This is a genomic window from Neisseria sp. HMSC068C12, assembly GCF_001814095.1.
In the GTDB taxonomy this organism is placed as follows: Bacteria; Pseudomonadota; Gammaproteobacteria; order Burkholderiales; family Neisseriaceae; genus Neisseria; species Neisseria perflava.
On record NZ_KV814823.1, the window covers coordinates 78,414 to 94,245 of the forward strand.

Consider the following 15,832-nt stretch of genomic DNA (forward strand, 5'->3'; position numbering starts at 1 on the left):
CCGAAGCATGGCCCCTTATCCTCTATCAAAACTCAAAACAAGGCCGTCTGAACCTCGCCTCTCTCCAAGGCAAGCAACGATTGTTTGCGGTTCAAACCGCCTGCGTAGCCGGTCAGCTTACCGTCGCTACCGATAACGCGGTGGCAGGGAATCAAGATAGACACCTTGTTCTGCCCGTTTGCAGCGGCAACGGCGCGAATGGCTTTAGGATTGCCCAACTGTTGCGCCTGCTCCTTGTAGCTGCGCGTTTCGCCGTAAGGAATAGTCAGCAGCGCATTCCACACCTGCTGCTGAAAGGCTGTACCTATCGTTTCCAAAGGCGTCGCAAAAACTTTTAGACGGCCTTGGAAGTATAAATCCAATTCTTGACGCAAAAGTTGCGTTTGCTCATTTTCTTGGAAAATAAACTGTCCGTTCAAAGCTTTTTGGACAGCCATGATTTCCTGTTCCATATGTTTCTGCCCGACAAATTCCAGCAGACACAAACCCTTGCTGCCGAACACCGCCAACATCTCGCCCAACGGCGTGGCAACCGCGGCCGCAGTCAGTTCGTTCGGACTATCAGGATAACGCGTTTCCAACAGTCGGATAGCTCGGCGGATACGGACATATTCTTCAGGCGCACAACCGATACAGTCAATAAAATCCTGCTCAAACTGCTTGGCTTCGTGTTCGGTAAGACGCTCGTGCAGTAAGGCTTCGAGAGTAGCGGGAAAGTCAGTTTCCAACTGCTCTCGGATTTCATTCCACTTTGATGGAAGCTCGTTTAAAGAAGGCAGAGTAATCATATTTTGCCTTGTTCAATTATCGATAACTTAAGAGAAAACCGAAAGAGCAAAAGAATCGTATCGCCCTATCGTTTTTCAAAGCCTACGGTACGGCCTTTTCACTTCAACAGGCGTTTCAACATACCTTCATACACCGCCGACAACTTCGGAATATCTTCCAAACGTACGTTTTCGTTGATTTGGTGGATGGTCGCGTTAGACGGGCCTAATTCGATGAGCTCTTTCGCAATGGCTTTGATGAAGCGTCCGTCCGAAGTGCCGCCGGTGGTGGACAATTCAGCCTCAACGCTACAAATCTCGGCAATGGCTTCGCGTGCCACATCGGTCAGTTTTCCTGCCTGTGTCAGGAAAGGTTGGCCTGAGCAAGACCACTGCAAATCGTATTGCACGCCGTGTTTATCCAAAATGGTATGAACGCGTTGTTTCAGCCCTTCTTCAGTAGACTCGGTAGAGAAACGGAAATTGAATTTGACGTTTAGCTCGCCCGGAATCACATTGGTCGCGCCTGTGCCGCCGTTAATATTGGAAATTTGGAAACTGGTCGGCGGGAAGTATTCGTTGCCCTCGTCCCAGACTTCCTGCGTCAGCTCCAGCAAGGCCGGGGCAAAAGTATGCACGGGATTGATTGCCAAATGCGGATAGGCAATATGGCCTTGCTTGCCTTTGATGGTCAGATTGCCCGACAACGAGCCGCGTCGGCCGTTTTTCAACATATCGCCCAATTTATCCACGGCAGTCGGTTCGCCGACGATACAGTAATCAATCAATTCGCCACGCGCTTTCAATACATCGACAACTTTGGTTGTGCCATCCAGCGCATCGCCCTCTTCGTCTGAAGTAATCAGGAGCGCGATACTGCCTTGATGATCGGGATATTCGGCAACGAAACGCTCACAGGCGGTAACGAAGCAGGCAATGCTGGTTTTCATGTCCGCCGCGCCGCGGCCATACAGACGGTCTTCACGCTCGGTCGGTTCAAACGGAGGCGAATCCCATTTTTCAACAGGGCCTGTCGGCACAACGTCGGTATGTCCGGCAAAGCAGAACACCGGAGCCTGCGTACCGCGGCGCAACCAAATGTTTTTGGTGTCGCCGAAATGAAGCTCTTCTACGGCAAAACCGATTTTTTGTAGGCGTTCGGCCAGCAGTTGTTGGCAGTTTTGGTCATCCGGCGTAACGGACGGGCGGGAAATCAGCGCTTTGGCAAGCTCTAGGGATTGGGTTTCGGTCATATTTGCTCACTTTGAGAAACAGGCCGTCTGAAACGTTCTGAATATGATTTTCAGACGGCCTTGAGTTTATTTGAAGATACTGAATGGGCAGTTTCCCTTTCTGCATCCTGATTTATTTTCCATGACAAGCTTCATACAGCGGCAGTAAGTCTTCCACTGTTTCCACTATCCATTTCGCGACATCCTGCTTGCCCAAATCATCGCGTTCGATGTGTTTGCCGATACAGAAGAAATCTTTATCGTCTCGAAGCTTTCTATCGCCGTCGCTTTGTTGGGCGACGGTACGATAATCGTCATATTCGCTTTCCGCACCGTGCCACATATCGAATGAAGCGTATTTTTCGGTATCAAAATTATCCAGCCAGCGGTTGTAATCAGGCAGCGCAATGGGGGAAACATCGGCTTTATAGCAGTGCCAATCCAAGCTGACGCTCAAACGGCGGCGGTTGAGCAAAATCGACAAAATTGCTGCGGAATTTTTATATTGTTCGTATTTGAAATAGGCAAAGAAATGGGCGCGGACCTGCCAGCCGTTACACCAGCGTTCGATATGCGGCGGCGCAAACGGTGCACCCAATTCGGCGGCAACCTGCTGGATCAGCTGCTGCCATACCTGCCAGTTTTCTTTATAGTCTGCCTTGATTTGCGGAATACTTTCAGGCTGGTATTTTTTAAGCTGGGAAAATTGGAAAAAGGGAATATTGAACAAATCGCAACTTTTTGGGGTCAGCATAATATATCCTTGAGACGATTGTTTCAGACGGCCTTATTTGCGGCGGCGTGCAGCCATAATTTCGCCGATTTCGGTCAGTTTTTCTTTGGGGATAAAGGTTTTGCCCATATCAAACAGCGGCTCTTCAATCGCCAGATGGACATCATATCCTGCGACAAAGCGTTTGAACGCTTCCGCATCGGGGACATAGGTGTTGTCTGCTTCGAGTTTGGTAAATTCGGCGGATACTGCCGCCCAGTTGTTGTGCAGGCTGATATGTTGGCGCAAAAGCTCGTCAACGCTTTCTTGGGCTTGCGGCGCATATTGCAATAGAAGCGGGAAGAAATTTTCTTCTTCGTCTTCATGGTGCAACGGCGCGGCAACATTAAAATATTGGGCAATCTGGCGGATGGTTTGCAAAACGATTTGATTGCAGCCGTTTTCGGCAATATAGTCCGACAACATGGCAACCTGGCTGCAGAAACGGCGCACTTTGCCATGACAGGCGTACAACATTTCAATGGGTTCGGCAAAAGTAACGCTTTTGGTTTCAAACGGATTCATGGTTTTGAGGTTTTATTCTTAAATTAATGTTTCCAGATTATAACAAAACAGCCTGCGCAAGGCAGGCTGTCTGTTTTTAAGCTTAAAGCGGATTAGTCAACCAAAGTAACTTTACCGTTCATCAAAGCACCGTGACCTGGGAAGGTACAAGCGAATTTGTATTCGCCGCCGGCCAATTTAGCAGGATCCAGAGTCAGGGAAGATTCTTCGCCGCCGCCAACCAGTTTGGTGTGGGCAACAACGCGTGCGTCGTCAGGTTTAACGTAGTCAGTTGCAGCAGCACCGGCACCGTCTTTGAAAATACCGTCCATGTCTTCGGCTTTACCGATGACGATGTTGTGACCCATGCTTTCTTTAGGTTGGGTACCGGTGTGTTTCAAAGTAATGGTGAATTCTTTACAAGCTTTGCTTACTTGGATTTCTTTAGTGTTGAACTGCATAGCGTCGTTGGCTTCAACAGTAGTCGCGCAGTTGCCGGCAGCAGGAGCGGCGGCAGCATCGGCCGGAGCAGCTTCAGATGCAGGAGCAGCATCGGCAGGTGCAGTAGTTTCTGCAGGAGCAGCTTCAGAAGCAGCGGAAGCAGCAGGTGCTTCAGCAGGTTTTGCAGCTTCTTGAGAGCATGCAGCCAAGCCGATAACGGCAGCGGAAATCAGAGCCAGATAAGCTTTCATTGATGTATCTCCTAATGATGAGAGTCTTGTTAAGTTCTATTAATAGAACCCGCGCGAATATATTAACAAAGGCAAATACCAGACTTAAACTTATTCACGCAGAGCGATAAGAAATTCAGGCGTTATTTTGCTACAAACTTCACACGAAATCAAAGTTTCAGGCCAAGTTTACATCAGTTTACCTAAAAGAAAACAGTTACTGTTTAGGTCGTATTTCTTTAGTATTAGATACTATCGGTCAAATGAAATAAGTTTTAACATTTATTAACCATAATCTCATTCGGCATGATTTTAGCGGCTGTGCTTGCGTACCAATTCTGCCAATGCCGCTGCTAATTCGGGATGCCTGCCTTCCAATTTGGCCGCAGCCGCATCGAAGCTGTCCAAAGCGGCCTCGCTCAATCGCAAGCTGTTGGTTTTCGGCTGAGACGGAGGTTTGGGGACCACCCTGACCGCCACTTCCCGTATTCCGTCGTGCAATGCTTGCAACTTGGGCAACATGGCGGGCAGGATCATTTTCAAACGCGAAGCAGCCATATTGTTGGCGGCCAGCAAAACCAGTCTTCCGTCTTCGATACAGGCCGTCTGAAAATGCGGATGCAGGTTGACCGGCAAAACCGTTTTGATTTTTGCATCCAATTTCCGCCATTGTTGCGATTGTTGCAACAAGCCCGCCAATAAGCGGTCGCGCTTGCCCAATTGTGCTAAATCCATATATTTCAGACGGCCTTTCAGTAAATTAACCAAACAATTACAATTGAAATACGGCAAAACCGCCTTTATTTCAAACAGCATTACCGCGTTATACAAGCGCTTGTGTTAAAATCCCAATTTCGCCCACTATTATATCAAGGCGCAGGAATTATTCATGCTGACAAACATTGCTAAGAAAATCTTCGGCAGCCGCAACGACCGCCTGCTGAAACAATATCGTAAATCCGTTGCTAAAATCAATGCACTCGAAGAACAGATGAAAGCGTTGAGCGACGCAGATTTACAGGCCAAAACCGCCGAATTCAAACAACGCCTCGCTGACGGACAAACGCTAGATGATATTTTGGTTGAAGCCTTTGCCGTCTGCCGCGAGGCATCCCGCCGTGTATTGGGCATGCGCCACTTCGATGTACAACTGATCGGCGGTATGGTCCTGCACCATGGCAAAATCGCCGAAATGCGTACCGGTGAAGGTAAGACATTGGTGGCCACCCTTGCCGTTTACCTGAATGCATTGTCAGGAAAAGGTGTACACGTCGTTACCGTCAACGACTACCTCGCCTCCCGTGACGCAGGCATTATGGAGCCGTTGTACAACTTCTTGGGCTTGAGCGTCGGCGTGATCGTAGCCGATTTGCAACCTTTCGAACGCCAAACCGCTTACGGTGCCGACATTACTTACGGCACCAACAACGAATTCGGTTTCGACTACCTGCGCGACAATATGGTGACCGACCAATACGACAAAGTTCAGCGCGAATTGAACTTTGCCGTTGTCGACGAAGTGGACTCCATTTTGATCGACGAAGCTCGTACGCCGCTGATTATTTCCGGCCAGGCAGATGACAACATCCAGCTCTACCGCGTGATGGATGCTGTTCCAGCCCACCTTATCCGCCAAGAAACCGAAGAAGGCGAAGGCGATTACTGGGTAGATGAAAAAGCACACCAAGTTATTCTAAGCGAAGCCGGTCACGAACACGCCGAGCAAATCCTGACCCAAATGGGCTTATTGCAGGAAAATGACTCGCTCTACTCTGCCGCCAATATTTCCCTGATGCACCACCTCATGGCGGCATTGCGTGCGCACACCCTGTTCCACAAAGACCAACACTACGTCATTCAAGACGGCGAAATCGTGATTGTGGACGAGTTCACAGGCCGTCTGATGGCCGGCCGCCGTTGGTCCGAAGGCTTGCACCAAGCCGTTGAAGCCAAGGAAGGCGTAGAAATCAAACGCGAAAACCAAACGCTTGCCTCCATTACCTTCCAAAACTACTTCCGCCTGTACAGCAAACTGTCCGGCATGACCGGTACGGCCGACACCGAAGCCTTCGAGTTCCAAAGCATTTACAACCTCGAAACCGTCATCATCCCGACCAACCGTCCGGTACAACGTAAAGACTTCAACGACCAAATCTTCCGCTCGGCCGAAGAAAAATTTGAAGCCGTTGTCAAAGACATCGCCGAATGTCACAAAAACGGCCAACCGGTTTTGGTCGGTACCACCAGCATCGAAAACTCCGAACTGGTTTCCCGTTTGTTACACGAAGCCGGTCTGCCGCATAACGTCCTCAACGCCAAAGAACACGAGCGCGAGGCATTGATTGTGGCCCAAGCCGGTAAAGTCGGCGCAATTACCGTTGCCACCAACATGGCGGGCCGCGGTACCGATATTGTCTTGGGCGGCAACCTCAAACATCAAATCGAAGCCATCCACGCCGATGAAACTCTGAGCGAACAGCAAAAACAAGCGCAAATTTCCGCCCTTGAAAGCGGCTGGCAAACCGAACACGACCAAGTTGTGGCCGCAGGCGGTTTGCACATTATCGGTACGGAACGCCATGAAAGCCGCCGTATCGACAACCAATTGCGCGGTCGTGCAGGCCGTCAGGGTGACCCAGGCTCCAGCCGTTTCTACCTGTCGTTTGAAGACCCATTATTGCGCCTCTTTGCTCTCGACCGTGCCGCCGCCATCCTCAACCGCCTGGCACCCGAGCGCGGCGTTGCCATCGAACACGGCCTGCTGACCCGTCAAATCGAAGGCGCGCAACGTAAAGTCGAAGGCCGCAACTTCGATATGCGTAAACAGGTTTTAGAATATGATGACGTTGCCAACGACCAACGTAAAGTGATTTACCATCAACGTAACGAAATCCTGACGACTAAAGACGTCAGCGATTTGACTCGCGAAATCCGCGCCGACGTTATCAGCGACTTGGTTGATTACCACATTCCGCCTGACAGCATGGAAGAGCAATGGGACATTCCGGCACTTGAGCACCAACTTGCCGCCGATTTCCGCCTGCATGTCGATATTAAAGGCTGGCTGAAAGAAGACAGCACTTTGGACAACCAAGACATTAAAGAACGCCTCATCAAACGCATCGAAGACGAATACGCTGAAAAAGTCGAATTGGTCGGCAAACAAGCCATGTCGGATTTCGAACGCAACGTTATGCTGCAAGTTATCGACAACCAATGGCGCGAGCACCTCGCCGCTATGGACTACTTGCGCCAAGGTATCCATCTGCGCAGCTATGCTCAGAAAAATCCAAAACAGGAATACAAACGCGAAGCTTTCGCCATGTTTGAAAATCTGTGGCGCGGTATCAAACAAAACATTGCCGCTTTGCTGACTGCCGTTCAAATCGAGCGCAACAGCGAATACGACCACACTGCCGTACAAAGCGTCAGCGATGTTCAAACTGTCCACTCCGATGCGCCTGATATGGAAGAATTGCTCGGTCAATCGCAAACCGATTTGGTTACCGAAGCGTTCGACCCTGACGGCACAGACTTCAGCCCTGAAGCGCTTGCACAAAACGGCCTGATTGTTCACCGCAACGATCCTTGCCCTTGCGGCAGCGGCCTGAAATACAAACAGTGCCACGGTAAATTGAACTAAGCAGTCATCTCAAAAGGCCGTCTGAACAGATGTGACAACGAAATCAAAGATTCTCGTTTCACCGTTCAGACGGCCTGAGAATTATCCAAACAAGCAAAAAATTTCCAAACCCAATTTCAAAAGAGTATCCCTATGGCAGGCAACACCTTCGGACAAATCTTTACCATTACCACTTTCGGCGAAAGCCACGGCGCAGGCTTGGGCTGCATCATTGATGGCTGCCCGCCCGGATTAGAATTGAGCGAAGCGGATATCCAGCTTGACCTTGACCGCCGCAAACCCGGCACCAGCCGCCACGTTACCCAACGCCGCGAAGCCGACCAAGTCGAAATCCTCTCCGGCGTATTCGAAGGCAAAACCACCGGCACTCCTATCGCCCTCCTGATCCGTAATACCGACCAACGCAGCAAAGACTATGGCAATATCGCCACCAGTTTCCGCCCCGGACATGCCGATTACACCTACTGGCACAAATACGGCACACGCGACTATCGCGGCGGCGGTAGAAGTTCCGCCCGCGAAACTGCTGCACGTGTTGCCGCCGGAGCAGTTGCAAAAAAATGGCTGAAAGAAAAATTCGGCACGGAAATCACCGCCTACGTTACCCAAGTCGGCGAAAAAGAAATCCAGTTTGAAGGTTACGAATATATTTCCCAAAATCCTTTTTTTGCCGCAAATCAAAGCCAAATTGAGGACTTGGAAAACTATATGGACAGCGTGCGCAAATCATTGGATTCTGTCGGCGCAAAACTTCATATCGAAGCGGTTAACGTCCCCGTCGGCTTAGGCGAACCAGTTTTTGACCGCCTCGATGCAGAAATTGCCTATGCCATGATGGGCATCAATGCCGTCAAAGGCATGGAAATCGGCGCAGGTTTTGATAGCGTAACTCAACGCGGCAGCGAGCACGGCGACGAGCTCACGCCTCAAGGCTTTCTATCCAACCACTCAGGCGGCATCTTGGGTGGCATCAGCACCGGACAAGACATTCATGTGAATATTGCCATTAAACCGACCAGTTCCATCGCCACACCGCGCCGCAGTATTGATATAGAGGGCAACCCTGTCGAACTTGCCACACACGGCCGCCACGACCCCTGCGTCGGATTACGCGCCGCTCCGATTGCAGAAGCCATGCTGGCATTGGTCTTGATCGACCACGCCTTACGCCATCGTGCACAAAATGCCGATGTTCAGGTTAATACACCAGACATTGCCAAATTGGAAAAATAACCGTTTATTTCTGAATATTCTCAGAAAAATTTAGCCAAATCACAGTCTTTATACTACAATAGCACCTTATTGCCGTATGACGAAAATACGGATTTATATTAGAGGAATACAACCGCAATGGCACAAGAAACCGCTTTGGGCGCTGCGCTGAAATCTGCCGTCCAAACTATGAGCAAGAAAAAACAGACAGACATGATTGCCGACCACATTTACGGCAAATATGATGTATTCAAACGATTCAAACCGTTGGCCGTCGGTATCGACCAAGACTTGGTTGCCGCCCTGCCCCAATACGACCCTGCACTGATTGCACGCGTACTGGCTAACCACTGCCGCCGTCCGCGCTATCTGAAAGCCCTGGCTCGCGGCGGCAAACGTTTTGACTTGAATAACCGCTTCAAAGGCGAAGTCAGCGCAGAAGAACAAACCATCGCCCAACAGCACCCAGCCGTTCAACAGGCATTGGCTGCACAAGCCGAACGTCAAGCCGCTAAGGCTACTACAGAAGCAGAAGTAGCTCCTACTCAAGCCGAGACCAACGAAGCTTCTGAATAATGTTCAGACGGCCTGATAAGGCTTGCACTAAATAAATAGAGCCCCAATTTAATACGACATCTTTAACGTCGATGAATTGGGGCTTTTTATTGCCTTAACCTTATAGTGGCTGATTAAAAATAGCCTTGTTTACCCCCACCAAGCCAAGTTTTGAAACCAAAATCTTTTCTAAGCTATTCCCAATAAGGTATTTCTTTATTACGCTGATTATTCTTGTATCAATTTAAACATTGAACAACATTATTTGTTCGACATTAAAGCAATCTAAAATCTACTCTTATGAACATAAGTAAAGGCCGTCTGAAATATCTTTCAGACGGCCTTTTTAAATCAAACAGTCAGTTAAAACACGGCTTGCAAAACCAAATAGCTGACAACAGACAAAACGGCAGCAGCAGGCAAGGTAATAACCCAAGCAAGGCCGATCGGTTTCATCAATTTCCAGTTGGCATTGCGGTTAACCAAGCCGATACCCAAAACTGCACCTACCAAGATATGGGTACTGGAAACAGGCAAGCCCATAAATGATGCGGCCATCACGACGGCGGCGGCAGAAAGCTCTGCTGAGAAGCCTGACGCGGGGTGCATTTCTGCTAAGCTGGTGCCTACGGTTTTAATCACTTCTTTACCGACAAACCATAAGCCGACGATCAAAGCGATACCGAAAGTCAACATGGCAATTGGCGGCACGGCGTTTTGAGAAGTAATGCTGTTGGTACGCAGCACATCCATAATCGCGGCAAACGGACCAATCGCATTGGCAATATCGTTTGCACCATGGCTGAATGCGAAACCGCAAGCAGTAAATACCTGCATCCATGAGAACATTTGGAAAGTCGATTTATCCAAATCTTTGCGTTTCAAACTTTTGGCGAATACAAACGTACCCATCCAAATAGCTGCGCCGATCATGAAAATGGTCAGGAAGCTGTTGACGTTGCTCATGCCCAAATGCAGATTTTTCAGACCTTTAAAAATCAACATGGCCGCAATCATCATGCCGCCGACAGAAGCAATAAACGGCACCCAGGAATGCAGTGCTTTGTAAGAATCTACTTCGCCCTTACGGCTGTCAAAGCGGTGCAGACCGCGATAATACTCAGACTGCAATTCTTCAGGATCAAAGTCCGGCTCATCATAAATTTGGGCATCGTGCGCCATTTTGGTGGCGTATTCGACTTTTTCAGATTCACTCAAGGCATCAAAAAACAGGCGGTGCTCTTCTTTATAGGCTTTCTTCTCCAACTTGATGCCTTTGAGCGTATTATCGGCCCAAGAGTTGTAGTCCAAAACGTTTTTCTTAATTCGTGAAAACAATAGATAGGAAACGATGCCACCTAATACCGGAGACAAAATCCAAGACAAGGCAATTTCGCCCAACTTGTCCCATTGAATCAGCGCAATGGAATCCACACCGTTCAATGCCGCCATACACAAGGCACTACCGACGATACCGCCGATAATGGCGTGTGTCGTAGAAACCGGCAGACCTTTGCGCGATGCAAAAAGCAGCCACAATGCCGCAGCCAAAAGCGCAGACATCATAATAAAAACAAACTGCATCGGATCCAGATGCATGCCATTCAAATCGACAATACCCTTACGGATGGTATCTGTTACCTCGCCGCCGGCAATCACTGCGCCGCTGACTTCAAATACTGCCGCAATCAGCAAAGCTTGCGGAATAGTCAATGTGCCGGAGCCGACACTTGTACCGAAAGAGTTAGCAATATCGTTACCACCCACATTAAACGCCATGAAGACGCCGAAAAAGGTAGCAAGGATAAACAGGCCGGAGTGGTTGTAGTGGGTATAACCCAGGCCCCAATAAATAAAATAGCCGACCATGCTCACAAGCATAGCGGCAAAAACCGTATTAATCAGCTTCAAGTTCGCACTCGACTGAGTTTGAGCCATGGAAAGTTTCCTTTTGGAAAACATGTTGAGTCACGTTATTTTAACCTCTTTGTAATCTTTCTTGCACCAACTATTTACATTAAATGCCGAAATTCCCGTAAAAACGTCAAAAGGCGTTAAAATGTCGCTTTACCTTCTCTTTCTGTAACCGAAATGCAACCCCAATACTATATCGGCATCATGTCCGGAACCAGCATGGACGGTGCCGATGCCGTACTGATTCAAATGCAGGGCAAGCAATGGCAACGAGCCGTTGCCCACAGCTTTCTACCCTATTCAGACGGCCTGCGCCAAGAATTGTTGGCACTACAAGACATAGGCGAAAATGAATTGCACAGAAGCAATATCCTGGCGCAAACACTCAGCCGCCTATACACCCAAACCGTCCAACAACTATTGGCAGAACAAAACCTGTCGGCCAAAGACATTGCCGCAATCGGCTGCCACGGACAAACCATCCGCCATGCGCCTGAATACGGTTACAGCATTCAACTGGTTAACCTCTCCCTGTTAGCTGAACTGACCGGCATTTTCACTGTCGGCGACTTTCGCAGCCGCGACCTTGCCTGCAACGGTCAAGGTGCACCCCTCGTCCCAGCCTTTCACGAAGCGCTGTTTCGAGATGCGAATGAAACCCGAGCCGTACTCAACATTGGAGGCATTTCCAATATCAGCATCCTCCCGCCCGACAGCCCTTCTTTCGGCTTCGATACCGGCCCCGGCAATATGCTGATGGATGCATGGATGCAACATATCTGGCAGCAGCCTTACGACAAAAACGGGGAAAAAGCCGCACAAGGCAAAATCCTCCCCGACCTGCTCGCTTCCCTGCTCGACCATCCTTATTTCAGCCGCCCTTATCCCAAAAGTACAGGCCGAGAGTTGTTTTCCCTAAGCTGGCTTCAAGGCCGTCTGAAAGGTAATGAAAAGCCGGAAGATGTGATACGCACATTGGTCTTTTATACCGCACAAACCATTTTTGACGCGACCAAACAAGCTGCTCCGGCGATTCATAATCTTTACATCTGCGGCGGCGGCATCCGCAATCCGGTTTTGATGCAAGACTTGGAAACCCTGTTTTCTCCCGACACCAAATTGCACAGCACAGCCAAGCTCCATCTTGACCCGCAATGGGTCGAAGCTGCCGCTTTTGCCTGGCTTGCAGCCTGTTGGTGCAATCAAGTTCCGAGCAATCCCTACCATGCAACCGGCGCACATTCACACCGAATTTTAGGCTCGGGACATTACGGTAACTAAAGTCGGATAAATAAAAAGGCCGTCTGGACATTTTCAGACGGCCTTTACTATATTAGCTTTTACTTATTCTTCTTCCGGCAAACGATTGATTTTTACACGGGCAATCCGTTGTCCGTCCTTCTCAACCACTTCAAAACGCCAGCCATGGTAATCGATGAAGTCGCCCACATCAGGAATACTTTGCAATTCTTCCATAATCAAGCCGGCAACGGTATGAAAATCGGCGTCTTCCTCTTGAGCAGGCAGATTTAACTGAGAAGCCAATTCCACATACTCCAATGCACCATCCACAGACAGCGTTTCATCCTGACTGGCCGGAGCAGCTTCTTCTTCCTCACGCTCAAACTCTTCGGGGAATTCACCGGCAATGGTTTCCAACAAATCTTTCATGGTCACCATACCCAGCACCGCGCCAAACTCGTCCACCACCAACGCATAATCCGCGCTGCTTTGACGGAACAATTCAATCGCATTCAACGCCGTCGTACTGTCCGGCAAAATTAATGGCTGGCGCAAGGCCGTCTGAATATTGATTTCTCCGGATTCAAGCAGCTGGTTCAGCAAATCTTTTTTACTGATATAGCCCAAAGGCTCATCTACACCTGCTTTACCGACAACCAACAAACGGCTATACGGTGTATTTTTCAATTGCGCATTTTGTTCTTCCCGACTTTGGGAAATATCCAATTTCTCGATTTCCCGACGCGGAATCATCACGCCCATAATCGGACGCTCCGCCAAAGTCAGCACGCTGCGAATCATGGATTTTTCGTTTTCTTCAAAATGCTCGTCATCGCCGCCATTATCGCCTGCTTTTGCCAAAATGCTTTCGCGGATACCCATCATACCCAACACATTTTCAGCGGTGCGCTTACGCCAAGAAGTGCTGATGTAGTCATTTTTGCGGGCATTCTTTTGCGAAACCTGATTAAACAGTTCGATCAAAATCGAGAAGCCGATCGCCGCATACAAATAGCCTTTCGGAATATGGAAATGGAAGGCTTCCGCAATCAGGCTGAAACCAATCATCAACAAGAAACCCAAACACAACATCACAACGGTCGGATGCTTGTCCACAAAGGCAGTCAACAGTTTACTGGCGGAAATCATCACCGTCATCGCCACAACAACCGCACCCATTGCCACCACAATATGATCCACCATCGCCACTGCTGTAATAACAGAATCGATAGAGAAAACCGCATCCAAAATCAAAATTTGCGCCACAACACCCCAAAAAGAAGAATGCTTCTTCTGTCCTTCAGCAACCGCAAATTGATTGTGGCCTTCAAGGCGTTCGTGCAGCTCGGTAGTCGCTTTATAAAGCAGGAAAATACCACCGGCAAACATAATCATGTCTTTGCCGGAAATCTCCAGACCACCCAGCTCAAACAAAGGGCGTGTCAGTGTCATGATGTGTGCCATGAAGCCCAGCATAAAAATCCGAATAACGACAGCCAAACCCAAGCCCGTTATCCGCGCCCTATCCCGTTGCAACGGTTTGACCTTGTTTGCCAAAATTGCTACGAAAACAAGGTTATCAATACCTAAAACAACTTCCAAAACCAGAAGCGTGGCAAAGCCTATCCAAGTATGCGGCTCGGCCAACCAACTGAAATCCATAATGATTGCGTTCCTTTAAAATACAAAAAGGCAGCCGTTCCGCTTAAAACGGACAGACTGCCAAATTTCGGGCATAGATAAAGGGAAGAAGCGGTATAACAACTACTCTGCTCTGCGTCTTTCATGAAAAATTTATGCCCCGGCCAAAAATAATGGCAAACAGTTTATCAGTTTGGCGAAAGAAAGGCAAAGTCTGACAGCATATTTTCTTTTAAAAACAGCCTACCGCTGCCAATCAATCACTTTCTCCAGCTTTAACAAAAGGAATCGGTCGATGTATTTGTTGATCATAGTTTGTTCGGTTTGCTGAAAGAAGATTCTTATAAGGAATTCCCTAAATGCCTGGGTAAAAACTTAGTTTTTTTACTAAGGTCTCAAGCCGTCTGAAAATTGGGATTTTTTCAGACGGCACGGTTTATATAGACAATAATTTTCTTAGAAAATATAACGATTATATTCTTTCAGAAATTACGGATATACTTAATCTCCATACAGTTAAAGTAATTAATCTGCCATCTAAATAAGAATATTCTAATTGAAGAGCATCATCTTCAAAGCAAATATTTCCAGCTGTAAATGTATTGCCATCTAGCCTACCTGTTATCTTATATTGTGTACTATCACCTATTCTTTCAAAAGGAATAATAACAGATTCATCTGTATTAACCTCTTCCAATATAAACTCATCAATAATGAAATAGTCAAGTTCCACATTGTAAACTTTATTCACTTCAATAGCCATTGGACAACAATTAAGGAAACAATATAGATCGTTATTTTCTATAGAAAAATATGCAAATTCCTCAATTGTTTCATCCATTTTTTTAGCTTTGCTGAGTAAATCATTTTTAACCTTTCATAAATTATTTTACTTCATAAATTGTTTTATCTTTTGGATTGCTACGATTTATAGCTTTCCAAAACTCTTTTCCACTTTTCACATGGATGGTTGTGATGGCACTTTAATAATTTGTTCCTATAAAGGCTGATGAATTAAGTGTAATCATTTAATCAATTATCATCAAAATATCTTAAAATATTAACCAATAGATAAAATAAAAACCACCATACAAGATGGTGGTTTTCAAATCTGGCTCCCCGACCTGGGCTCGAACCAGGGACCTGCGGATTAACAGTCCGTCGCTCTACCGACTGAGCTATCGGGGAATTAAAGATGAAATTATATAGAAAATATCAGAAACCTGTCAAGCAACAATCTATATAAAAACAAAAATATTTTTATATCTTTTTAATTTATAAAACTTTTATAAGATTTCAGCAATTTGTTTGGCCGCACGTTTCGCATCCAACAAAATCAAGCCCAATTTACCGCTTTCTTTTGCCATCAATGCCAACACTGCATTTTCACCTGCTTGACTCAACAGAATATAGCCATTTTTACCTTTAACCATTACCTGATCCAACTCACCGCAAGCCAACTCATGTACGGAACGATTGCCCAATGCCAGAAGCGTTGCCGACATCGCACCTACACGATCTGCATTCAAGTGGGAAGGCAGCATGGTTGCGATCGGCAGGCCGTCCGTAGAAATAACTGCAGCAGCAGTGATATCAGCAGAGGTATTGTTCAAATCGCTTAATACAGAGATTAATAGTTGTTGCATAGTCGCTCCATTCTAAAATAAATATCGGTCAGG

Annotated in this window: 14 protein-coding genes and 1 tRNA gene; 4 read left to right on the forward strand and 11 right to left on the reverse strand. The window is 47.7% G+C overall.

What is annotated here, in order from left to right:
* Positions 1-32: 32 nt before the first annotated feature.
* From HMPREF2952_RS06995 to HMPREF2952_RS07020, 6 genes are all read right to left on the reverse strand, one after another.
* Positions 33-788, reverse strand: coding sequence for a methylated-DNA--[protein]-cysteine S-methyltransferase (locus tag HMPREF2952_RS06995; protein WP_004519623.1), 756 nt, complete (start codon positions 786-788; stop codon positions 33-35).
* Between the two features lie 98 nt (positions 789-886).
* Positions 887-2,020: a succinyl-diaminopimelate desuccinylase gene (gene dapE, locus HMPREF2952_RS07000; protein ID WP_070695425.1), complete on the reverse strand. Its 1,134-nt coding sequence runs from the start codon at positions 2,018-2,020 to the stop codon at positions 887-889.
* Positions 2,021-2,132: 112 nt separating this feature from the next.
* Positions 2,133-2,753 carry a glucose-6-phosphate 1-dehydrogenase family protein gene (locus HMPREF2952_RS07005; RefSeq protein WP_004519621.1) on the reverse strand — a complete coding sequence of 207 codons (621 nt, stop codon included), beginning with the start codon at positions 2,751-2,753 and terminating at the stop codon, positions 2,133-2,135.
* 33 nt (positions 2,754-2,786) lie between these two features.
* Positions 2,787-3,296: a hemerythrin domain-containing protein gene (locus tag HMPREF2952_RS07010; protein ID WP_070695428.1), complete on the reverse strand. Its 510-nt coding sequence runs from the start codon at positions 3,294-3,296 to the stop codon at positions 2,787-2,789.
* Positions 3,297-3,388: 92 nt separating this feature from the next.
* On the reverse strand, positions 3,389-3,967 hold the full coding sequence (gene azu, locus HMPREF2952_RS07015) for an azurin (protein WP_036493110.1): 579 nt from the start codon (positions 3,965-3,967) through the stop codon (positions 3,389-3,391).
* Between the two features lie 291 nt (positions 3,968-4,258).
* The gene (locus tag HMPREF2952_RS07020) at positions 4,259-4,681 is read right to left on the reverse strand and encodes a DciA family protein (protein WP_036493295.1); all 423 of its coding nucleotides are present in this window, start codon (positions 4,679-4,681) and stop codon (positions 4,259-4,261) included.
* Between the two features lie 154 nt (positions 4,682-4,835).
* On the opposite strand from HMPREF2952_RS07020, the gene secA reads away from it, so the two are divergent.
* From secA to HMPREF2952_RS07035, 3 genes are all read left to right on the forward strand, one after another.
* Complete coding sequence (gene secA / locus HMPREF2952_RS07025; RefSeq protein WP_070695429.1) at positions 4,836-7,589, forward strand: preprotein translocase subunit SecA; 2,754 nt, start codon at positions 4,836-4,838, stop codon at positions 7,587-7,589.
* Positions 7,590-7,721: 132 nt separating this feature from the next.
* Complete coding sequence (gene aroC, locus HMPREF2952_RS07030; protein ID WP_070695431.1) at positions 7,722-8,822, forward strand: chorismate synthase; 1,101 nt, start codon at positions 7,722-7,724, stop codon at positions 8,820-8,822.
* Between the two features lie 117 nt (positions 8,823-8,939).
* Positions 8,940-9,377 carry a ProQ/FINO family protein gene (locus HMPREF2952_RS07035; RefSeq protein WP_004519616.1) on the forward strand — a complete coding sequence of 146 codons (438 nt, stop codon included), beginning with the start codon at positions 8,940-8,942 and terminating at the stop codon, positions 9,375-9,377.
* 342 nt (positions 9,378-9,719) lie between these two features.
* Here HMPREF2952_RS07035 and HMPREF2952_RS07040 read toward each other — a convergent pair whose 3' ends face one another.
* Positions 9,720-11,294, reverse strand: a complete 1,575-nt coding sequence (locus HMPREF2952_RS07040; protein WP_039862088.1) for an inorganic phosphate transporter — start codon at positions 11,292-11,294, stop codon at positions 9,720-9,722.
* A gap of 153 nt (positions 11,295-11,447) precedes the next feature.
* Here HMPREF2952_RS07040 and HMPREF2952_RS07045 point away from each other — a divergent pair, with 153 nt between their 5' ends.
* Positions 11,448-12,551, forward strand: coding sequence for an anhydro-N-acetylmuramic acid kinase (locus HMPREF2952_RS07045; RefSeq protein ID WP_004519614.1), 1,104 nt, complete (start codon positions 11,448-11,450; stop codon positions 12,549-12,551).
* A 63-nt stretch (positions 12,552-12,614) separates the two neighbouring features.
* On the opposite strand, the gene HMPREF2952_RS07050 is transcribed toward HMPREF2952_RS07045, so the two are convergent.
* The 4 genes from HMPREF2952_RS07050 to HMPREF2952_RS07065 all read right to left on the reverse strand — a co-directional run bounded on the left by HMPREF2952_RS07050 (position 12,615) and on the right by HMPREF2952_RS07065 (position 15,799).
* The gene (locus HMPREF2952_RS07050; protein ID WP_004519613.1) at positions 12,615-14,174 is read right to left on the reverse strand and encodes a TerC family protein; all 1,560 of its coding nucleotides are present in this window, start codon (positions 14,172-14,174) and stop codon (positions 12,615-12,617) included.
* Positions 14,175-14,625: 451 nt separating this feature from the next.
* The gene (locus HMPREF2952_RS07055) at positions 14,626-14,994 is read right to left on the reverse strand and encodes a hypothetical protein (RefSeq protein WP_004519611.1); all 369 of its coding nucleotides are present in this window, start codon (positions 14,992-14,994) and stop codon (positions 14,626-14,628) included.
* Positions 14,995-15,265: 271 nt separating this feature from the next.
* Positions 15,266-15,341 (reverse strand) — tRNA-Asn (locus tag HMPREF2952_RS07060).
* A gap of 98 nt (positions 15,342-15,439) precedes the next feature.
* A complete protein-coding gene (locus tag HMPREF2952_RS07065; RefSeq protein ID WP_070695433.1) occupies positions 15,440-15,799 on the reverse strand; it encodes a roadblock/LC7 domain-containing protein in 360 nt (119 codons plus the stop codon).
* Between the last annotated feature and the right edge of the window lie 33 nt (positions 15,800-15,832).